20 protein-coding genes and 1 other annotated feature are annotated in these 23,266 nt (G+C 30.0%); of the genes, 5 read left to right on the top strand and 15 right to left on the bottom strand.

Annotation, left to right across the window (positions count from 1 at the left end):
- Window positions 1–101: 101 nt before the first annotated feature.
- From B5E92_RS12110 to B5E92_RS12095, 4 genes are all read left to right on the top strand, one after another.
- On the top strand, window positions 102–782 hold the full coding sequence (locus B5E92_RS12110) for a hypothetical protein (RefSeq protein WP_087302555.1): 681 nt from the start codon (window positions 102–104) through the stop codon (window positions 780–782).
- Window positions 775–2,223: a helix-turn-helix transcriptional regulator gene (locus B5E92_RS12105; protein ID WP_087302553.1), complete on the top strand. Its 1,449-nt coding sequence runs from the start codon at window positions 775–777 to the stop codon at window positions 2,221–2,223. Before B5E92_RS12110 ends, B5E92_RS12105 begins: the two co-directional genes overlap by 8 nt.
- Before the next feature lie 157 nt (window positions 2,224–2,380).
- Window positions 2,381–3,325 (top strand): L-lactate dehydrogenase, encoded by a 945-nt coding sequence (locus B5E92_RS12100; protein WP_087302551.1) that lies wholly within the window; start codon window positions 2,381–2,383, stop codon window positions 3,323–3,325.
- 122 nt (window positions 3,326–3,447) lie between these two features.
- Window positions 3,448–5,469 (top strand): lysozyme inhibitor LprI family protein, encoded by a 2,022-nt coding sequence (locus B5E92_RS12095; protein ID WP_087302549.1) that lies wholly within the window; start codon window positions 3,448–3,450, stop codon window positions 5,467–5,469.
- A gap of 36 nt (window positions 5,470–5,505) precedes the next feature.
- On the opposite strand, the gene B5E92_RS12090 is transcribed toward B5E92_RS12095, so the two are convergent.
- From B5E92_RS12090 to B5E92_RS12025, 14 genes are all read right to left on the bottom strand, one after another.
- A complete protein-coding gene (locus B5E92_RS12090; protein WP_087302547.1) occupies window positions 5,506–5,919 on the bottom strand; it encodes a peptide deformylase in 414 nt (137 codons plus the stop codon).
- Between the two features lie 28 nt (window positions 5,920–5,947).
- Entirely contained in the window at window positions 5,948–6,277 is a 330-nt protein-coding gene (locus B5E92_RS12085; protein ID WP_087302545.1) for a hypothetical protein, read from the bottom strand.
- A gap of 239 nt (window positions 6,278–6,516) precedes the next feature.
- Window positions 6,517–7,071, bottom strand: a complete 555-nt coding sequence (locus B5E92_RS12080) for an accessory gene regulator B family protein (protein ID WP_087302543.1) — start codon at window positions 7,069–7,071, stop codon at window positions 6,517–6,519.
- A 101-nt stretch (window positions 7,072–7,172) separates the two neighbouring features.
- Window positions 7,173–8,432: a sensor histidine kinase gene (locus tag B5E92_RS12075; protein ID WP_087302541.1), complete on the bottom strand. Its 1,260-nt coding sequence runs from the start codon at window positions 8,430–8,432 to the stop codon at window positions 7,173–7,175.
- The gene (locus tag B5E92_RS12070; protein WP_158095230.1) at window positions 8,429–9,115 is read right to left on the bottom strand and encodes a LytTR family DNA-binding domain-containing protein; all 687 of its coding nucleotides are present in this window, start codon (window positions 9,113–9,115) and stop codon (window positions 8,429–8,431) included. Before B5E92_RS12070 ends, B5E92_RS12075 begins: the two co-directional genes overlap by 4 nt.
- 215 nt (window positions 9,116–9,330) lie before the next feature.
- Window positions 9,331–11,010, bottom strand: coding sequence for a biosynthetic-type acetolactate synthase large subunit (gene ilvB / locus B5E92_RS12065; protein ID WP_087302537.1), 1,680 nt, complete (start codon window positions 11,008–11,010; stop codon window positions 9,331–9,333).
- A gap of 19 nt (window positions 11,011–11,029) precedes the next feature.
- Complete coding sequence (gene ilvD, locus B5E92_RS12060; protein WP_087302535.1) at window positions 11,030–12,706, bottom strand: dihydroxy-acid dehydratase; 1,677 nt, start codon at window positions 12,704–12,706, stop codon at window positions 11,030–11,032.
- 13 nt (window positions 12,707–12,719) lie between these two features.
- Window positions 12,720–13,802 carry a 3-isopropylmalate dehydrogenase gene (leuB, locus tag B5E92_RS12055; RefSeq protein WP_087302533.1) on the bottom strand — a complete coding sequence of 361 codons (1,083 nt, stop codon included), beginning with the start codon at window positions 13,800–13,802 and terminating at the stop codon, window positions 12,720–12,722.
- Window positions 13,803–14,285: a 3-isopropylmalate dehydratase small subunit gene (gene leuD / locus B5E92_RS12050; RefSeq protein WP_087302531.1), complete on the bottom strand. Its 483-nt coding sequence runs from the start codon at window positions 14,283–14,285 to the stop codon at window positions 13,803–13,805.
- Between the two features lie 2 nt (window positions 14,286–14,287).
- Window positions 14,288–15,559 (bottom strand): 3-isopropylmalate dehydratase large subunit, encoded by a 1,272-nt coding sequence (leuC, locus tag B5E92_RS12045; protein WP_087302529.1) that lies wholly within the window; start codon window positions 15,557–15,559, stop codon window positions 14,288–14,290.
- A 98-nt stretch (window positions 15,560–15,657) separates the two neighbouring features.
- Window positions 15,658–16,674 carry a ketol-acid reductoisomerase gene (ilvC, locus tag B5E92_RS12040; protein ID WP_087302526.1) on the bottom strand — a complete coding sequence of 339 codons (1,017 nt, stop codon included), beginning with the start codon at window positions 16,672–16,674 and terminating at the stop codon, window positions 15,658–15,660.
- An 18-nt stretch (window positions 16,675–16,692) separates the two neighbouring features.
- Window positions 16,693–17,202, bottom strand: coding sequence for an acetolactate synthase small subunit (ilvN, locus tag B5E92_RS12035; RefSeq protein ID WP_087302524.1), 510 nt, complete (start codon window positions 17,200–17,202; stop codon window positions 16,693–16,695).
- A 16-nt stretch (window positions 17,203–17,218) separates the two neighbouring features.
- Window positions 17,219–18,895 (bottom strand): 2-isopropylmalate synthase, encoded by a 1,677-nt coding sequence (leuA, locus tag B5E92_RS12030; protein WP_087302522.1) that lies wholly within the window; start codon window positions 18,893–18,895, stop codon window positions 17,219–17,221.
- A 71-nt stretch (window positions 18,896–18,966) separates the two neighbouring features.
- Window positions 18,967–19,218 (bottom strand) — a binding site (T-box leader).
- 144 nt (window positions 19,219–19,362) lie between these two features.
- A complete protein-coding gene (locus B5E92_RS12025) occupies window positions 19,363–19,977 on the bottom strand; it encodes a CpXC domain-containing protein (protein WP_087302520.1) in 615 nt (204 codons plus the stop codon).
- A 202-nt stretch (window positions 19,978–20,179) separates the two neighbouring features.
- Between B5E92_RS12025 and B5E92_RS12020 the strand changes: the two genes are divergently transcribed.
- Entirely contained in the window at window positions 20,180–22,171 is a 1,992-nt protein-coding gene (locus B5E92_RS12020; protein WP_087302518.1) for a choice-of-anchor I family protein, read from the top strand.
- A 36-nt stretch (window positions 22,172–22,207) separates the two neighbouring features.
- Here the strand turns inward: B5E92_RS12020 and B5E92_RS15535 are convergent.
- Window positions 22,208–23,266: hypothetical protein (locus tag B5E92_RS15535; protein ID WP_087302516.1), on the bottom strand; the 1,059-nt coding region annotated here is incomplete at its 5' end.

Below are 23,266 nucleotides of genomic sequence, written 5' to 3'. Positions count from 1 at the left end.
AGTATATAATATCAGATAAATCATTATCACTATTCATGAGTATTTGAACTTTTTTGGTAGTTTTAAGAGCATCTTCTAAAATAAAATGAACCATTAAATACATGTATAGTAAAATTGATAACACAAACTTTTATAGTATATTCCCATATACTATCAGTTCTAGAAATTATGTTTTACTTATTAATAGTGATTATTCACTCGGTATGTTAGCAGATGATGATCAAAAATATCTAAAGAATGAATTTAATAAAAAAAGCAAATTTTCAAAACAATTATTTTATAAATCAAACAACACAATTGACTATTTAAATTCACTTTTTAATTATCCAAATGCTAAATATCAAATCTTTAGCTATACACCATTTTTTATTCATTTTTTGTTTACATCAAAACAGTTAGCTTTGATTGATCAACAAACAAATAAAATATCTTTATTTTTTTCTATTAAAGATTTCAATAATACACTAAAACAAGATAAATATCTAACCAATAAAAACAACTATAAAAAAATATTAAATAATATTATCGAAAACCATTATTATAATATTCATGTTTTCAACAATAATAAAATAAGTTTTCCAAACAACTTAACAATTATTACCAATCAAAATTCATTAGTATTTTTCTTCGATACTTTTAGTATAACAATATATGAAAATACTATTTGTCATGATTTTTTATTACTAGATTTGTTATTTGAAATTGAGGAGTATTGTTTTAAACATGACGAAAGCATTAAAATATTAAATCAAATAATTTGTGGGAGATATGACAATGGATAAAGTAGAATTTTCAGTTTTATTAGATTATTTAATAAAAAATTCTTCATATAGTATCAAAAAACTAGCTGAAGAAACTAATATAAATCGTACTGTCTTACAAAAATATATTTCTGGTGATCGTTTTCCTAGCAGTTATGCCAACATCGAAAAAATTGCTGATAAATTAACATTATCCAAGCAGCAGCGAGAGCACTTGTATAATGTCTATAAAATCGAAAAAGTAGGTTATCATAAATATGAATGTCTTAAATCAATTAAACAAATAATCGAAAATATTAGTTACCCTAAAGATGTTAGCGATTATGATTTTAATATTGATTATACATTTGATAGTGTTAGTAACTTTGCAACTAATAAAGATGAATTAGTTATGATTGTTCGTTATTTAATTAATCAAGCCAAACAATCAAAAAGTCATAAAATTAAAGTATATTTACCTAAAAGCAATGAGATTTTTAAAATTATTTTTGATAATTTAAAATCAAATAGTTTATTATCAATGGAATTGCTAATCAAAATTTCTACTACTGACGCTAATCAGCTTGATAATATTAAACAATTTGAAAATCTATTACCGATTATATTTTTAGATAATTGTAATATTAGATATCAATATAGCGATTTATCACTTATGATCGAAAATCCTTTTTCTTTTCCTTATCTAATTTCTAGTGATACTTACACTTTATTAATTAATACCGATTTAACATCAGGAATTCTATTAGAAAAAGATATTAATGATTATTTATCTAAACAATTCGATAATAGTTTTAATAAGGCTGACCCATTTTGTAAAAACATTACATCAGTAGTAGATATTGTCAATTATTATGTTCAATCATATGATTTTAGTAATCCAAATGCCGTCAATGATATTCGTTCTTTTTCCTTTGAACCATGTATTGTTCCTAATTTAGATCGCTATATCATTCAAGAAAAATATACCGGTCCTCAAGAATATTTACAATTTATCGCCGATTTTTTACTTACATACATAAACAAACAATTAACCCATATCAAAGAAGGAAAGAAATTTGTTTTTTATTTTACAAAATCAGGATTAAAATCATTTTATAAAACCGGTCGTGTCAGTGAAATACCTAACCAGTTTTATAAACCGTTTTCTAAAAATGAAGTAATACTAATACTTAAAAGAATGTTGAATCTCGCTAAAAAATATAGTAATTATCAATTTTATATTGTTAAAGAATCAAAATTCAACATTCCTAATAAGTTTAGTCTTGTTTTGAATAACAAAAATGATGTTTTATTTAGTATTGGTGGTAAAAATGATGATACTTCAGTTAGCATTGTTCTATTAGAACCAATTCTAAAAAACGAGTTCTATTCACTAACTGAATTAATTGAATTAGAAGAGTGTTATTATGACTTTGAATATAGTACGCAATATTTAGAAAACTTTATAGAAGAACACAGATAAACTTATAATCAGGTTTATCTTTTTTTATTTGATACATCGCTAAATAAAAAAACATTGATTCAATCAATAAAAATTAATATACAAAAAAATAAGGGCATTAAATTTGTATTTATTTAAAAAAACGGTATACTGAAAGTAACAAGAGGAGGAAATTATTATGGTAAATATGCAAAAAATTGCAGTAATCGGATGTGGGTTTGTTGGATCAACATCAGCATTTAGTTTAATTCAGACAGGTTTATTTTCAGAAATGGTTTTAATAGATGCAAATAAAGAAAGAGCTGAAGGGGAAGCAATGGATTTAAGTCATGGTAGTGCTTATTTAACACCAATGAAAATCTATGCGGGAACTTATGATGATATTGTTGATGCTGGTATTATTGTTATTACAGCTGGCGCAAATCAAAAACCAAATGAAACTAGATTAGATTTAGTAAAGAAAAATGTTAATATTTTCAAAAGTATAATTCCAGAAATTACTAGTAGAAATTGTGAAGGAATAATTTTAGTAGTTTCTAACCCGGTTGATATTCTAACTGAAGTAACTTTAAAATTATCAGGTTTCCCTGCTAATCGTGTAATTGGATCTGGTACGGTTCTAGATACAGCAAGATTAAAATATGTATTAGGTCGTCATTTACAAGTAGATCCTCGTAATATTCATGCTTATATTATTGGTGAACATGGTGACAGTGAATTAGCTGTTTGGTCTGGAGCTTCTGTTGGTGGTATTCATATTAATCACTTCTGTGAATTAAGAGGACATTTCCAACATGAAGAAGCAATGGAAAGATTAGCTCAAGAAGTTCGTGATAGTGCTTATGAAATCATCGAACGTAAAGGGGCTACTTATTACGGTGTAGCTGTTGCAGTAAAAAGAATTGTTGAAGCTATCGTTAAAGATGAACATGCTGTATTACCTGTATCTAGCTTAATGCAAGGTGAATTTGGTTTAGAGGGATTATGTTTAAGCATTCCAACTGTCGTTGGTCAAAACGGAGTTGAAAAAGTTGTTGATATTCATTTAAATAATGAAGAAAATGAAAAATTACAAGCTAGTGCTAAAGCTTTAAAAGATATTTTAAATAGTTTAGATATTTAGTTTGTAGATATTGCCAGAACTTAGTTTCTGGCTTTTTATTTAACAATATGTATTTTTAAGTAATTATATGGTATATTATTCTTTAGGTTAAATAAGTAATTTCATAGAAAGAAGGCGTTTAAATGAAATGTAAGAAATGCGGTTTTGATAATAAAGATGGTGCTCTTTATTGTAGTCAATGTGGTAGTAAAATCGAATCCTCTAAAATTGAAAACATAAAAAAGAATCGTATTTTTATGATTGTAGGAATTGTGGTAGTTGTTATCGCTGTTGCTTTAGCTATTTATTTTATTTTCATTAATCAAGAACCTAAAAAAAGTAATTATGACTTAGCTTTAGAAGATGCAGATACTTATATTGAGGATATGGATTATCAAAAAGCTGAAGATGCTTATTTACAAGCTATTGATATTGATCCTAAACAAGTTGAACCATATCAAAAGCTATCAAATCTTTATATGTCTCAAAATGATTATCCTAAAGTTGTTGAAATCTTAAAAAAGGCAGATGAAAACACTGATGATGAAACTATAAAAATAAAATATTCTTTAGCAACTTATGTTCAAGATGTTTTAATTCCTGATATCGGTCAAGTTAGTGAAGGAAATTACAAAGCTAGTTATGTACATATTACTAACCCATACGATACTTTTAAAATTGATAGTATCCATGATTTAGCTGGAGTTTTAACTTCAAGAATTATGGATTTTGATAACGACGATCAAGATGAGCTATTAGTATTAACATTAGATAACCAGGTTGCTGATTTTGATTATACAAGAAATCAAATCACGATTAATATTTATGAAGAAAGTGATGGTAATGTTTCATTAAGCGATAGTTTAACCTTAGAACAATTTACACTTGGAATTGGTGATTTAGAAAATACCGGAATTTTCATCCAGGAACACGATGATCAAATTTATATTTGTGGTACTCTTTACGGTCTAATGTATAATTATGGTAATGGTTATAGTCATGAAACATTTATTTTACAATATAAAGAAAACAAACTAGCTAAACAATTATATAAACATGAATCTGCTTCACTTTCAACAGCTCAAGACAATGAAACAGCAGATGCTTTTAAAAACATTGGTCTAACCAGCGATGCTGCTATCGTTAAAGAAACTAATTATGAATACTTTAATTTTACTGATCAAGTTAGTGATGTATTATTAAAAATTACTGGTAAAACTAACTTAGATTCTAATTATCAACAACAAACAGTTAGTAATTTGGAATATAAAATTGAATTAATATTATCTAATAAAAAATCAGTCAATACGAATATTTATCTTCCTATTTTAGAAGCTTATTATAATTCTTGGCAAGATAAATTCGAGACACCAAACGAAACTGAATATCGTGTTCAATTATCTGGCTTACAAGCAAGATATAATGAAAATATGAAGCTATATTATTGTTATCAAGATATTAATCATGATGGTATTTCAGAAATGTTTATCGGTGTTGATATGGGTGCTGGTGAAATTGAAATTTGTGATTTATGGACTTATAACGGATTAAATCTAAAAGCTGCTCCAGAAAGTTTCTTATTTGGTGATCGTGAAAGTATGACTTATTGCAGCGATAACTTAGTTCGTGTTCGTACTTATTATGGTGGTGAAGAAACAATAACTTTTAACAAACTTAATTTCTTAGGACAATTAGTAACTTATAAAACTTCTGGGGATGATGAAACTGTTGATTTAAACTGGCAAGAATTAACTGATGATTTATTTAAAAATGAAAATAGCAATAATAAAAATACTGCTAAGAAAAACAACACCAAAGATAAAGCTACATTAAAAGCAGAAATGGATGCTTTAGAACAAGAACTTGAAGCCCAAGATCAACAAGCAATGTCAATGGCTGAAATACGTGAAGCTGCTAGTAATGCTTTAGAACAATGGTCAAACAAAATGAATGAAATCATTGATATTCTAAAAGAACAAATGAATAAAAATGAAATCGAAGCTTTTAATAAAGAACAAGAAGAATGGTCTCAAGGTGCTGAAAACCAGGCAACCGAAGCTAGAGAAGAATATGGCTCAGGAACTTTGGGTCCTGTTGAATACTTATCAGTTAAAAGACAACTAACTAGAGATAGAGCTTATGAATTATTAGATCGAATAGATTAAAAGGAGCAAACCCTTGCTCCTTTTATCATGCCATTATTAAATTAGTATACCATTACAATGATCAATTTCATGTTGAATAATCTGAGCTGTAAATCCTTGATAGGTTTTAATTTTCTTTTTGAAATCCTCGTCAAAATAACTTACTTTAACTTTTTCATAACGCTTTGTTTTTTTAACCCCTATATGTGATAAACAGCCTTCTTCAGTTTCATATAATTTACCAGAAAATTTAAGAACTTCAGGATTAATCATTATTATATATTTATTATTATCATTAACAACGATTATTCTTTTATTTGCTCCGATCATATTAGCAGCCATTCCCACACAATGATCGTGGTTAGCTTTAATTGTATCTAAGAGATCTGTAATTACATCCAAATCTTCTTTAGTAGCAATAGTTGATTTTTGACTTAACTGAAACTGGTCTTTTACAATTTCTTTAATCACTCCAGATATCTCCTTTTAAAAACATTAATTATTGTGTGGCTACTGCTTCAATTTTAGCCATTGTTTTAGCTACTGATTTTTTAGGAATGGCAGCCGTAAAACCAGTTAAATCATGTTCCTTACCGCCTACTACACTACCAGTTCCACCCTGAACCCAGCCAGAAATACATAATACATTATCACTAAACTCAAATTTAATATAATGCATAGCTGTCATAAGACCAGTTCCCATCTTCCAGACCATTTCATCATTATAATTGATTAATTTATAGCCATCGTTTGCTAGAATGTTTCTTATCTGTTCATCGATAATAGCTGGATCACGACTACATTCAACAATTTTAACTGTTCTTGACATAAATACCTACACCCCTTTTGTTAATATACTTCTTTAATAAGTATATCATTTATTATATTTTAAACAAAATAAAAATGATAAATGATGTACACTCATTTACCATTTTTTATAACCCATATAATTTAACTCTATTATAATTACCCGTTTTTATAATCTTTATTCAATTGTTATTTAATTGTTATTTAGTTTTTCTTCTTGGTTTATAAAAACCGCATGGTGAATAATTATTTTCGTATTTCTTAGCGATTTTTTTCACCACTAGACAGACTTTTTCTTTTGTCATTGTATTTTTTCACCTCCATACTTACCCCAGTCATAAAAATAGCAAAACCTATTAAGTATGAAATCATGGATTTTGGATAGCTAATAACTATTAATAGTAAATATACAATAAACAATAATTGGCTTCTAAAAATATTTTTCTTTAGTAAACTAGATTTCTGAAAGAAAAACGTTTTAGCGGCATATAACATCAAAATAATCAAAATATAAATATTTAAATGTTCATAAACTAACATGCATAATATATAAGCACTTGTGGTAATTATCATACATTTAATAAAACTATCTGCATGGTATCCATCCACCAACGTTCTTAAAGAAACCATTACAACTAGAAAAACAATAGTTTCTAATAATTTCCCCAACAGTAAACCGATAGTGAATATAATAATTAATAATATACTTTGTGTAATAACCAACTCTATCCCAAAACGTATTTCATCAAATTCATCATCAGTTACTAGCTTACCCTCTAACAGATAGCTTGTTATTTTACTACTTATATTTTCCATGATTTCACCTGCTTAAATTATATTACAATTTTCGACATTATTTAATAATAAGAGATTGAACGGTAAGTTTTTAGGATTCAACGGTTATTTTATAGTTATTTTTATTCACTAATTATTATCCTAAATGATACTAAATTTTGATTATATTTATAATTAATCATTCCACCTAGTGAAGAAACAATCTCTTTAATAATCATCATACCATTACCATGACCTTTACCTTTAGTAGTTATGAAATTTGGTTCTTTATTAGCCGAATTACTAATTTCAATTAATAACATATCATTTTTACTTATTATTTTAATCGTTACCGTTTTATCATTAGTATCTCTAGCTGCCGCAATAGCATTATCAATCAAATTAAACAATAAACTACTTAATTTATTTTCAGGAATATTAATCTCTTTTTTTACCATTAAATTTGTTTCAAAATTTATATCAGGATTTAAATTAATCTTAAAATTAATAATTGAATCCACTACACTATTACCACTAAAAACTACCTGTTTAATTTCTTTTAAATTCTCATTTAATTTAGTTAAATATTTTTTAGCCTCTAGCGAATCATTATTTACTAGCCCATTTAATACATTTAAATGATTACTAAAATCATGTTTAAATTTATTTAATTCTAACTGTTCATGACTTAAATCTTCTAGATACTGTTTAGTTATACTATAAGAATTCTCCAATAATTCTAATTTTCCCTTTTCAATAAAATTTTCTGACGAAGATATCATAAAATAATTAACTAATATTAATAAAAGTGACATTAAAATAATCGCTATCATAACTAAAATATTATTGATATCAGAAAGTATAGTATTTAACAATAATATAATAGTTAACTCAGTAATATTAGTTAATGTATATAATGTTAAGTATAATGTTGATAAATGATCAAAAATAAATTGTTTATTTTTAAAAATATTATAACTAATAAATATTGAAAATAAATTTATTATAGCCACAATCAATCCACGTACATTACCTAGTGCAACATATAAATAATTTGATGACTTTAACAACATAGCTATTGTTACCAACAAACTAGAACACATAGAAAATATATTATAATACAAAATCGTCACTAATAAATTACTCAACTTATACTGATTAGTGATAAAACCACAATAGATGAAGTCTGTTGCCATACAAATAAGATTACCAATGATAAACCAGCTTGCAAAATCAGCAGTAGAGTATGTAACAATATTTACAACAATGGCATAAATTATTGCTGAAATCATTAATTTGACTGTATTTTGTTTTCTAACATTGGGAATCACTAAAGAAATTATAAACGTTAAGCCAATAACATACATTAAAGAATAAATGTACTCAATTAAAAAATTAATCATATTCTTTTCATCACTTTCATTATTAATTCAAAAACATATTCTTTCTTCCTACGACTTACTTCTATTTCTTCGCCAGTATGATTTAATGTTATGATGTTGCCTTTCATTTTACAGACATTATCGATATTAATGATTTGATTTTTATTTACTTGGATAAATTGAATTGGTAAAAGGGGGAATATTTCTTTTAAAGGGACATATCCAATATCTTCTTTTCCATCTATTAAATGAACTATAACATGTTTTTGAAGATACTCAATATATAAAACATTCATAGGATTAAAGTAATACATTTCTTTTTTAGTAATAATTTTTATCTTTTGATTTTGACGTACTAACTTGAATGTTTCTTTTAAAACACGATTTATTTCTTCCTCTAGTTGATTTTTAAAGATATATCCAGCAACATTAATTCCAAAAGCTTCAGCCATACGATCTTTAATACTAGTTATAAAGATTATTATTATATTATCAAAGCGTAACTGTTTAGATAGGGCAATACCATCTATTTCTGGCATATCAATATCCAAGAATAATATATCGTAATGTTTAGTACGGTTAATAAAATCAATAGGTTTGGTGTATTTGTCTATTGTACATGTTTCTAATAATTTGTTTTCGTGAATTAATTTTTCTATTTTATTGCAATAATAAATTTCATCATCTAAAATTGCTATTTTCATTTCATGTCTCCTCATCATTTTATAAATTATAATGATTATTAATAAACAATAATTGTACTGTAAAAAAGACATTTATAAAATTAACTGACAATTGCTTTTATAATAGCTCAATTTATTTAAAAGTTAAATATGATTTGTCGAAAACGTACTAAACTAACTAAGAATGTATTTAAGAAAAAAAGTACTTCAGAATATTTATCTGAAGCACTTAATAATTATTTATTTTTCAAATCAGATGCATCGAATGCTTTAGCAATTGGTGCTCCTGGAGCAACCATTGGGAATACTTTATCATCTTGATCTATAATACATTCAATTACTACTGGTCCATTATATTCCATTGCTTCTTTAATAGCTGGAGCAACTTCTTCTTTAGTAGTAACTTTAATAGCTTTGCATCCCAATCCTTCAGCAACTTTGCAAAAATCAACTTTATCAGTAAGGATAGTATTTGAATAACGTTTTCCATAGAATAAAGTTTGCCATTGACGAACCATTCCTAATACATGATTATTCATAACTACTTGAATAACTGGGATATTATAACGACTTAAAGTTGCTAATTCATTCATATTCATTCTAAAGCAGCCATCGCCAGCAATATTGAATACTGTTTTGTCAGGATTTCCTAACTTAGCTCCCATAGCGGCACCTAATCCAAATCCCATAGTTCCAGCACCACCTGAAGAAATAAATTGACGCGGTCTTCTAAAACGATAATATTGAGCAGCCCACATTTGATGTTGACCAACATCTGTACAAATGATAGCTTCGCTGTTAGTTAAGTAATCAATTTGTTCAATTACATAAGGACCTGTCAACCCATTATCATCATAGCTTAATGGATACTGTTCTTTTAGATCTCTGATTTCTTTTAACCATTGTGGATGACTTTGTCTTGTCAATTTAGCATTTAATTCAGTTAATACGCTTTTAGCATCCCCAACAATTCCTAAATCAACAACTACATTTTTATTGATTTCAGCAGCATCAACATCAATGTGAATAATTTTAGCATTTTTAGCAAAAGACGCTGTATCACCAGTAACTCGATCAGAGAAACGAGCTCCTACTACAATTAGTAAATCACATTTGCTGACACCAAAGTTTGATGTTTTAGTTCCATGCATGCCTAACATACCAGTATAACGAGGTCTAGTAGTATCAAATGCACCTTTACCCATTAATGAATCAGTAACAGGAGCATCGATTTTTTCAGCAAATTCTTTGACTTGTGCAGCAGCACCGCTAGTAATTACACCACCACCAACAAAAATGTATGGTTTTTCACTTTCTTCAATCATTTTGATTGCTTGATCTAATTCTTGATTACCATAAGTATATTTACGTGGCTCAATTTTTTCCGGTACTTGTGGTTCAAAATCAATTGTAGCCGCTGTAACATCTTTAGTAATATCTACTAATACTGGCCCAGGTCGACCTTCTTTAGCAATTTGAAATGCTTTTCTAATTGTTGGTGCTAAATCTTTAATATTTTTAACAATAAAATTATGTTTAGTTATCGGTATTGTCACACCAGTAATATCAATTTCCTGAAAACTATCACGACCTAGTAGAGATACGGCAACGTTAGCTGTAATTGCTACTACTGGTGAAGAATCCATATATGCCGTAGCAATTCCAGTAACTAAATTTGTAGCTCCAGGTCCTGAAGTTGCTAAACACACTCCAACTTTACCAGTTGCACGGGCATAACCATCAGCAGCATGGGCCGCCCCTTGTTCATGGGAAGTTAGAATATGATTAATTCTATCTTTATATTCATATAACGCATCATATACATTTAAAATTGTTCCCCCTGGATAACCGAAAACTGTATCTACACCTTGTTCGATTAAACATTCAGCAACAATTTGCGAACCTGTCAATAACATTATCCTATCCTCCTTATCTCTACTTAGTTGGTTTTACTTCTAGAACAGCACCACGATCAGCTGAAGTAACCATTGAAGCATATCTTACTAAATATCCTTTAGTAATTTTTGGTTCTCTAGGTTGCCATTTAGCTTTACGTTTAGCTAATTCTTCGTCACTTAAACGAACATTGATAGAATGTTCTAAAATATCTATATCAATGATATCTCCTTCTTCTACTAAGGCAATTGGACCACCTGATGCAGCTTCTGGTGAAACATGACCAATTGAAGCACCACGAGTAGCTCCAGAGAAACGACCATCAGTAATTAAAGCAACATCTTTATCTAAGCCCATTCCCGCAATTTCACTTGTTGGTGAAAGCATTTCTCGCATTCCCGGTCCACCTTTTGGCCCTTCATAACGAATTACAACAACATCACCTTTTACAATTTTTCCAGCTCTAATTGCTGCAATAGCATCATCTTCACTATCAAAAACACGTGCTGGCCCACTATGAACCATCATTTCTTTAGCTACTGCTGATTGTTTTACAACAGCACCATTTGGTGCAATATTTCCTTTTAAAACTGCAATTCCACCATAAGGTGAATATGGATTTTCCACTGGACGAATTATTTCTGGATTTAAATTAACACATCCTTCAATATTTTCACCAACAGTTTTTCCAGTAACAGTCATAATATCAGTATGCAATAAACCTAATTTGTTGATTTCATTCATTACCGCATAAACACCACCAGCATCATTTAAATCTTCCATAAATGTATCACCAGCAGGTGCTAAATGGCATAAATTAGGTGTTTTCTTACTAATTTCATTAGCAATTTCTAAATTCAATTCTACTCCTGCTTCATGAGCAATTGCTGGTAAGTGAAGCATTGAGTTTGTTGAACATCCAAGTGCCATATCAATTGTTAAAGCATTATAAAAAGCTTCTTTAGTCATGATATCACGTGGTCTAATATTCTTTTTAATACATTCCATTACCTGCATTCCAGCGTGTTTAGCTAAACGAATTCTTTCAGAGAAAACAGCAGGAATTGTTCCATTCCCTTTTAAGCCCATTCCTAAAACTTCTGTTAAACAGTTCATTGAATTAGCCGTATACATTCCTGAACATGATCCACATGTTGGACAAGCTTTTTGTTCAATTTCATGTAATTTTTCTTCACTAATTGTACCAGCATTAAACTGTCCTACTGCTTCAAACAATGAAGATAAGCAAGTTTGTTTACCATCAACTCTTCGTCCAGCAAGCATTGGACCTCCTGATACAAAGACAGTAGGAATATTTAAACGAGCCGCAGCCATTAATAACCCAGGCACGTTTTTATCACAGTTTGGTATCATAACTAAACCATCAAATTGATGAGCCATTGCTAAAGATTCAGTACTATCTGCGATTAATTCACGAGTCACTAATGAATATTTCATCCCCGTATGATTCATTGCGATTCCATCACAAACAGCAATAGCTGGAATCTCAACTGGTACCCCACCAGCTAAATATACTCCTTTTTTAACTGCTTCAGCAATTTTATCAAGATTCATATGCCCAGGTACAATTTCATTATATGAATTTACTACCCCAATTAATGGACGTTGTAATTCTTCATCAGTATATCCTAAAGCATTGAATAATGAACGATGTGGTGCTCTTTCACTTCCACTTTTTACATTATCACTACGCATTTAAATTCCCCCTTTAAATATTGGCAACGATTAAGTTACCCATTTCTTTTGTTCCAACTAATGTCTTTCCTTCAGACATAATATCACTAGTACGATATCCTTGTTTTAAGACTTTTTCAATCGCCATTTCTATTGCATCAGCTTCCTTATCTAAATCAAAAGAATAACGAAGCATCATCGCTGCTGATAAAATAGTAGCAATCGGATTAGCTAAATCTTTACCAGCAATATCTGGGGCACTGCCATGACTAGGTTCGTACATTCCAAATTTATCTTCTCTAAGTGAAGCACTTGATAACATACCAATTGATCCAGTTACCATACTTGCTTCATCACTTAAAATATCACCAAACATATTTTCAGTTAAGATAACATCAAATTGTTTAGGATCTTTGACCAACTGCATTGCGCAGTTATCAACTAACATATTTTCTAAAGTTACTTCTGGATAATCTTTAGCTACTTCTCCAACTACCTTACGCCATAATCTTGAAGTATCTAAAACATTAGCTTTATCAACACTAGTAACTTTTTTATTTCTTTTCATTGCAATATCGAATGCTCTTTTAGCAATTCTTCTAATTTCAGTTTCGCTATAACTCATTGAATCACGCGCTACTAGTTCTCCATTTTCATCTTCAGTCGAACGTTTACCAAAATATAAACCACCTGTTAGTTCACGCATGATCATCATATCAAAACCACCAGCAGTTAATTCTTCTTTTAATGGACAAGCTCCTTTTAGCTCGTCATATAAAATAGCTGGTCTTAAATTAGCAAATAATCCTAATTCTTTACGAATTTTTAATAATCCTGCTTCAGGACGTAGATTAGGTTCTAATTTATACCATGGTGATGTATTAGTATCACCACCGATTGATCCTAATAATACGCTATCGCTATCTTTAGCAATTTGTAATGCTTCATCAGTTAAAGGAACCCCATATTCATCAATTGAAGCACCACCCATTAAAATATTAGTGTAATTAAATTTATGATTATATTTATTAGCAATGGCATCTAAAACTTTAATTGCTTCATTTACAATTTCTGGTCCAATCCCATCACCTTTGATTACCGCAATATTCTTTTCCATTTATTTACCTCTTTTTGCATTAACGTAATTAACCAAACCATCAGCTGCAATCATTTTTTGTAAAAATTCAGGGAATGGCTGACTTTGATAAGACTTTCCTTTAGTAACATTTGTTATAACTCCACTACCAAAATCTACAGTTACTTCATCCCCTTGTTCAATACCATCTACAGCCTCTGGACATTCCATAATTGGAAAACCAATATTAATTGAATTACGATAAAAGATTCGAGCAAAACTTTTAGCAATAATACATTTTACACCAGCTGTTTTTAAACAAAGTGGAGCATGTTCTCTTGATGAACCGCAACCAAAATTTTGTCCAGCAACAATAATATCACCTTGTTCAACTGTGTTTGCAAAATCAGGATCAATATCAACCATTGCGTGAGTTGCTAATTCTTTAGCATCAAATGAATTTAGATATCGCGCTGGAATAATTACATCAGTATCAACGTTATCACCATATTTATATATTTTCATTATTACTCACCCACCTTTTCTGGATTTGCGATATATCCAACAATCGCACTTGCTGCTGCTACTTCTGGTGAAGCCAAATAAATTAAAGCTTCTGTATCACCCATTCTTCCTACGAAGTTACGATTTGTTGTAGAAACACACTTTTCACCTTTAGCCATAACTCCCATATGACCACCCATACATGGTCCACAGCTAGGAGTATTAAAAGCACATCCAGCTTCTACAAAAATTTCTGCTAAACCTTCAACAATACATTGTAAAAAGATTTTTTGTGTAGCTGGAACAACCATAACTCGAACGTTTTTAGCAACCTTTTTACCTTTTAATATCGCTGCTGCTTTTCTTAAATCACTAATTCGTCCATTAGTACATGAACCAATTACTACTTGATCAATATAAATTGGTTCCATAGTTTCGATTTCATCAATTGTATGCCCATTTCCAGGTAAATGTGGAAATGCGACTGTTGGACGAACTTTACTTAAATCTATTTCAATGACCTTTTCATAAGGTGCATCTGGATCAGCTTCATAAATTTTATATTCTTTTTTTGAATGTTCTTTCATATAAGCAATTGTTTGATCATCAACTGGGAAAATACCATTTTTAGCCCCAGCTTCAATAGCCATATTACAAATTGTAAAACGATCATCCATTGTTAAATATTGAATACCATCACCAACAAATTCCATTGATTTATATAAAGCCCCATCAACACCAATTTCATTAATTATATGCAAAATAATATCTTTACCACTGACGTATTTAGTTGGTTTACCAGTTAAAACAAATTTAATTGCTTCTGGTACTTTAAACCATAACTCACCAGTTGCCATTCCAGTAGCAATATCAGTAGTTCCAACTCCAGTTGAAAAAGCACCTAAAGCCCCATATGAACAAGTATGAGAATCAGCTCCAATAATACACTCACCAGCGACAACAATTCCCATTTCTGGTAAAATAGCATGTTCTACCCCACATTTTCCTTGTTCCATATGATATGTTAATTCTTGTTCGTTAGAAAAATCTAAAATAGCTTTAGAGTTTTCAGCTGATTTAATATCTTTATTAGGTGTAAAGTGATCTGGCACTAATACAACCTTATCTTTATCAAATACTTTATCAGCCATTTGTCTAAAAATTGGTAATGCCATTGGCCCTGTAATATCATTAGCCATAACCACATCCAATTTTGCTTCTATCAATTGACCGGCCACAACTGAATCCATACCAGCATGATCAGCCAATATTTTTTGCGTCATTGTCATTGCCATTATTTATATCCCCCTTATTTATTACCTTTGTAGGTTGTAATTAAGGAGTTTAATAACTCCCTAATTACAACACACAAAAGTGTGTTGTTTATTTAATCTTAGTTATTGATTAATTTATCTTCATCTGACCAAGAATATAATTTTCTAATTTCTTCCCCAACTTTTTCAGATTGATGTTCTTTAGCTAATTTTCTCATTGCTTTAAAGTGAGCTTGTCCACCAGCTTCAGACATATCTAATAAGAAATCTTTAGCAAATGTTCCATCTTGAATATCTTTTAAAATTTGTTTCATAGCTTTTTTAGTATCTTCTGTGACAATTTTTGGTCCAGTAATATAATCACCATATTCAGCTGTATTTGAAATTGAATATCTCATACCAGAGAATCCTGATTGATAGATTAAATCAACGATTAATTTCATTTCATGGATACATTCAAAATAAGCATTTCTAGGATCATATCCAGCTTCTACTAATGTTTCAAAACCAGCTTGCATTAATGCACAAACCCCACCACATAATACAGCTTGTTCACCAAATAAATCTGTTTCAGTTTCTGTTCTAAATGTTGTTTCCAAAATACCTGCACGAGCACCACCAATTGCAAGACCATAAGCTAAAGCGATATCTTGAGCTCTTCCAGTTGCATCCTGTTCAACAGCAACTAAACAAGGTGTCCCTTTACCTGCTTGGTATTCACTACGTACTGTATGCCCAGGTGCTTTTGGAGCAATCATAGTTATGTCAACATTTTTAGGTGGAACAATTTGTCCAAAATGAATATTGAAACCATGAGCAAACATTAACATGTTACCTTCTTCTAGATTAGGTTCAATTGATTCTTTGTATAATTTAGCTTGTAATTCATCATTAATTAAAATCATGATGATGTCTGCTTTTTTAGCAGCTTCAGCTGAAGTATATACTTCAAATCCTTGTTCTTCTGCTCTTTTCCAAGATTTAGAACCTTCATATAATCCAATGATTACATTAACACCAGATTCTTTTAAGTTTAATGCATGAGCATGTCCTTGAGAACCATACCCAATAATTGCGACAGTTTTACCATCTAATAAAGATAAATCACAATCAGATTCATAAAAAATTTTAGCCATCTTTCTTATCCCCCTATTCTAATTTTTATGACTTTTTATATCAATTTCGCCAAGACCACGTTTGATTCCTGATAATCCAGTTCTTACGATCTCAACGACATTGAACCCTTCTAACATGGCAAGCAAGCCATCAATTTTTGATTGATTTCCTGTTGCCTCGATTACTAATGAAGTCGGTGCCACATCAATAATCCGTGCTCTAAAGATATCAGCAATTGAAACCAGCGAAGAACGCTGTTGTTCATTTGCCTCTACTTTAATTAAAACTAATTCCCGATAAACTGATTCTTCTGGTTTAAGCGGGAAGATATCAATTACTTCTACTAATTTACTAAGCTGCTTTTCAATTTGATTTAAAATCAAATCATCACCGCAGGCAACAATCGTCATTCGAGAAATATTCGGCTGATTAGTTTCACCAACACTTAAACTTTGAATACTATAACCACGGCGACTGAATAATCCAGCAACACGACTTAAAACTCCTGGATTATTTTCTACTAATAACGATAATACTAAACGATTCATATTCCGCTCCTTTCATTTACTTTAGCGCTCGGTGTAAACGATTCATTGCAGAAATGATTGCTTTAATTGTTGCTGTTGTAATATTTGGATGAATACCTACCCCATATTCTTGCTTAGCGCTTCCCTTAGCTCTTAAGTATACATAAGCTGCTGCTTTTGAGCTAGAACCTGAAGTTAAAGCATGTTCGCTATAATCTAATAGATGTGAATATTGTCCAGGTAATGAATTCAAGGCATTTTTAACAGCATCAATTGGACCATTTCCAAGTCCCGTCAATTCTTTAATTTCACCATTAACTTCAATTGTAATTTCTGCACGACGTTCATAAACACTGTCTTCGTCACTTATATCAATCAATCTTTGTTTAACAAAGCGATAAGGTTCTTCTATATCAACATATTGTTCAATAAATGTATCATAGACTCTTTCTGGTGATACTTCCCCTTCTTCTTCACTAATATCTTGAATAATCTTAGAAAAATCAACTTGTAATCCTTTTGGTAAATGGAATCCATACATACTTTCCATTACATAAGCTACGCCACCTTTACCTGATTGTGAATTAATTCGAACAATCGGTTCGTATTGTCTACCAATATCACTTGGATCAATTGGTAAATATGGTACTTCCCAAATTGGATTATTTCTTTCTTGCATCGCATGCATTCCTTTATTAATAGCATCTTGATGACTTCCAGAAAAAGCAGTGAATACTAATTGACCAGCATATGGCTGACGTGGTGGAATTTGCATTTTAGTAACTTTTTCATAAACATGTTTAATATTATTAATATTACTTAAATCAAGTTTAGGATCAATACCTTGAGTAAACATATTTAATGCTACAACTACGATATCTAAGTTTCCAGTTCTTTCACCATTTCCAAATAATGTTCCTTCAACACGGTCAGCACCAGCCATAATACCAAGTTCAGTAGCAGCTACTCCTTCTCCACGATCGTTATGAGTATGCAATGATAAAATTACACGTTCACGATCTTTAAAATGTGTTGACATCCATTCAATTTGATCGGCATAAACATTAGGTGTTGTCATTTCAACAGTTGATGGTAAATTAATAATTACTTTTTTATCTTTACTTGCTCCCCATTCATCCATAACTGCTTCACAAACTTCCATAGCATATTCTAATTCAGTTCCAGTAAAACTTTCAGGTGAATATTCAAGAATTACTTCCCCATCGAATTCTTTACTTAATTCTTTAACTAATTTAACCCCATCAACAGCAATTTTTTTGATTTCTTCTTTATCTTTATTGAAGACGACATCTCTTTGTAATACTGATGTTGAATTATAAACATGAACAATTGCTCTTTTTAACCCTTTTAATGATTCAAATGTTTTTCTAATCAAATGTTCACGGGCTTGTGTTAACACTTGAACAGTTACATCATCAGGGATTAAATTTTCTTCAATTAAAATTCTTAAAAAATCGTATTCTATTTGACTTGAAGATGGAAAACCAACTTCAATTTCTTTAAATCCCATATCAACTAAGAGTTGAAACATTTCCACTTTTTCTTCGATTTTCATTGGTGTAATCAATGCTTGATTACCATCACGTAAATCGACAGAAACCCATGTTGGCGCTTTTTCAATAACTTTATCAGGCCAAGTACGTTCTTTAAAGTTGATTGGTTCAAATCTCTTATACTTTTGATAATTCATCATTTCCGTTTTCCTCCTATTAATTTTGTTAAATACTTATAAAAAAACTCTCGCACTCAAAATGACATTGCCATTTTGAGGACGAGAGTATAATAACCCCGTGGTTCCACCTCAATTTATTAATATCTCACGATATTAACCTCACTAAGTACGCTATATTATATAGTTCATACTCTTGCTAGATAACGGTTGCATTCCGTAGCCACCTACTGATTTCAGCGCTCCACTCAAGGATGAGTTCAATAAACAACCAATAATCCTTTTCACCAGCCAGGATCTCTCTACGCTTGATCAATCTATCTACTAGTTCCTATCAAAGTATTTAAGTTATGTTACTCAATATGATAGCTTGATATTTTATTAAAGTCAACCCATTTTCCAAAAAAACACAGATAATATATTATCACCCTAATAATTAATTATTTATTAGACTTTTTATCTAAATTTATATATCCTTATTATTTTACCTATTAATGATAATCAAATAGTTTATGTTTATTATAGATTACTTTAGCAGCAAACATCTCATCAACATTATATGTTTCATTCAACAAATCATGAAATTGTTTTTTATATTCTTGATATTTTTCTTTGCTAAATGTAAATGTTTTAATCACTTCATTATCAGGATAAAGCAGTACAAATTCTAATCCATTATTATTTTCTAACACTAAATCATAACTAGCTTTACTTGTTAAAGATGTTCTAATATCATGTTTCATAATTTCAATAATACGATCATCTAAATCTTTTTCCTTAATAATAATTTTTTCTTTCATTTCCTTTAAATCAGATACAAAGCGTATCTCATAATCTGTTAAATCAAGTTCAATTTTCTTCAATAATTTTTGACTATTTTGACTTAATACTAAAACATATTTCAATTCCGGATCATAATAAACACACTCATATAAAATCTTTTGATAATGACCACAATGAGGACAGTAATATAAAAATAACTCTTCGTCCATTATACTATTTTTCGCTTTTATATCAGTTACACCATTAATAATAGGGTAAATTTCTTTTTGGCTGCTTTGTAAACAATGCACACAACTAATTTCCAATTTTATTTTATTAAGCATAATTTCTTCCTCCTGCATTCATTTTACAAAACCACCTTTTCTTTACTACCACAATATCTATAGATTATCTAAAGAATTCGCAAAGTTACTAAATAAATAAAAAAATTTTACACAAAATTCATAAACCGATTACATTAACTGGATAGTTATAAATAAAACAATTTATATAATAAAAAATGCAAAAATAAAAAAGGAGAACGATATGAAAAAAACAAAAATACTTACTGGGCTATTAACTCTTTCAATGATCAGTTCAACTACAATGACTGCATTAAATGCCCAAGATAATCGTACTAGTTTTAATAATACGATGCATGAAATTGCTAATTACAATACCAATGCTGGTGCAGATGGCGATGGTGGTGTTGCTGAGATTGTTAAATACAACAAATATAATCAAACTATGTATTTAGTTTCTGGTAAAACACAATCTGTCCATATTGTTAATTTAAACAATGTCAATTCAAACAGTAATACTACTTTAGAAACAACAAAAACAGTTACTCTTGAATCAATTGGAATAAATGATGGTGGCGATATTACTAGTGTTGATGTTAGTCCTGATGGTAAAGAAATTGCCATTGCTATCCAACATAAAGATTATGATAAAAATGGTTATATTGCTAGATTTGATGCCAATGGGCAACTAATCAGTATTCATGAAGCCGGTATTCAACCAGATATGATTACTTATTCTCCTGACGGTTCTTTAATTTTAACTGCTAATGAAGGAGAGCCACGTCAAGGATATGAAGATGGCACAGTCGATCCTAAAGGATCAATAACAGCTTTAGATACAAATACTAATCAAAGTTATGATATTGATTTTACAGCTTTTGATAGCGCTGAAAGTCGTGCTGCTTTAGTTGCTGATAATGTCATTATAAAAAAAGATACAGCACCATCTGTAGATTTTGAACCAGAATATATTACTATTTCTAATGATAGTTTAACTGCTTATGTTACTTTACAAGAAGCTAATTCAATTGCAACAATTGATTTAACTACTAAACAAGTAACTAGAGTTGATTCTTTAGGTTTTAAAGATTATAGCAGCGGTGATAACAAAGTTGATCTTTATAAAAAAGATGATGCAATTAATATTACAAATACTGATGAATTCTTAGGAATTTATATGCCTGATGGTATTTCTTCATATGAAGTTGACGGTAAAACATACTTATTAACCGCTAATGAAGGTGATAGCCGTGAATGGGGTGATTACATTAACGAAGTTGAAGAAAAATATGGAGAATCAAAAAGTAAAATTGTAACTTTAAATACTGATGATTATGATGGTTTTGATGACTTATCTAAAAAATATTTATTTGGTGGCCGTTCTTTTTCTATCATTGATGCTTCAACAATGACAATGGTAAGTGACAGTAATGGTGAATTTGAAGAAATTACTGCTAAATTATTACCTGAATACTTCAACTGTTCAAATGATGATATCTCATTTGAAGATCGAAGTGGTAAAAAAGGACCTGAACCAGAAGATATTAAAACAATGATTATTGATGGTAAAGTAATGGCATTTATTGGTTTAGAAAGAATCGGTGGCGTTATGATGTATGATGTTAGCGATCCTACAAACCCTACTTATGTTGATTATCTTAATTTAAGAGATTTTAGCGATGATATTAGTGGTTCAGTATCACCAGAAGGACTATGTACTGTTAGCGCTAAGGATAGTCCAACTAATAAACCAATGTTAATTATCGCTAACGAAGTATCTGGTGATGTAAATGTAGTAGAAGTTGCTGGTGAAACTTATCAACATTCATTAACTTTAGATAAAACAGAAATAGCACTTAAACCTGGTGAAAACCAAACATTAAATGTAACTTACGATGGTTATAAAACATTAACATTCTCAAGCGATAACAATAACGTTGTCAGCATCAATAATAATGTTATTACAGCCATCAATCCTGGAGTAGCTACAATTACTGTTAGTGACGGTCAAATTCAAGCAACTTGTAAAGTAACAGTCACTAATCCAGATAATAGTCAAACTGGAACTCAAACACCTAGCACTCCTGACCAAAATGTTTCAAGCCAAGAAAAACAGCCAGCAAATACTGCTGTTAAAACAGGTGATGAATCTAATTTAGGGTTATATACTGCTGTTTCATTTTTAGCGATTGGTTTAATTATCGAACTAGTTAGAAGAAGACAAAAATCTCATTAATCTTATTATCAAAAGGGAACTAGTCCTAATGTTTTATTAAACTAGTTCCCTTTTTTCATTAATTATTCTTTCTATTGTTATAGTAGTTGGTTTTCCATTTATATAACCTTCTTTTAAAGTTAAATCTTCTACTAATCTATCTGTCATTTCCTTAACTTCTTCTTTTTTTACCAATCCTACTATCTTCATTATCTTCTTTAATGAAATATCGGTTTGTTCTAACAGATTTATTAATATCTCATATTTTTCTTCGGCTTTACCTTCCATTCTTCCAGCTGTTCTATTTTCAATTATTAATCCTTGCGCTAAGTTACACATATTTTCAACTCCTTTCTTTAGTTTATCACTCATTTTAAAACCATATTCTTTTTCTAAGATTCCCCTTATCTCTTGAACACTTCTTCCGCTCATTCCAAACAGTAACATCACTACTCTTAATAATTCATCATTCTCTTCATACTTTTGGCTTATTTCATGTTTGCTGCTTGTATAGATCGTTGCTATCTTGATCTTATCATAGGCTTCTTTTTCTTTTAACGGTATTCCTGATTCCACTTTTTCTTGTAGACTATATATCCTGATCGTTCCATCATATTTTAACGGTGCTTGAGGCATTAACCAGATTGAATATGTCTTTTGCATCTTTTGATAATTATCACCATCAATTACTGTTTTAAACTGCTTAGATATCAGTCTACTTGTATAAGCAATCCCTCTTGTTACTATCTTATAATCATTATAGATACTGTTTTGAGCTTCGATATTGATCTGCAGCTTACAAGCTTTCTGTTTATTTCTTTTAGGAACATCAAGTTCAAAATGGACATCAAATCTTAGTATTCCTTTTCCAGGAATGATTGATTCATTATTACTGGTTTTAACTACTCGATTGCCTGGAAATACCGGTTCATGATTAATATTAGCTGGAATGATTTCCTGGATTTCCTCAATCGTAAAATCACGCAATTCATCAACGACATATTTTAAAATATGTGCTAATATCTGGGTATCACTAAGAAGAACTTTACAGGTTTCATCAAGCTTTACACTTTTAGAATCATTATTGATGATCGATTGATTAATAACTGTAGCTGT

Source organism: Erysipelatoclostridium sp. An15 (assembly GCF_002160675.1).
GTDB classification, from domain to species: Bacteria; Bacillota_I; Bacilli_A; order Erysipelotrichales; family Coprobacillaceae; genus Thomasclavelia; species Thomasclavelia merdavium.
This window is presented reverse-complemented; position numbering and strand designations above follow the sequence as displayed.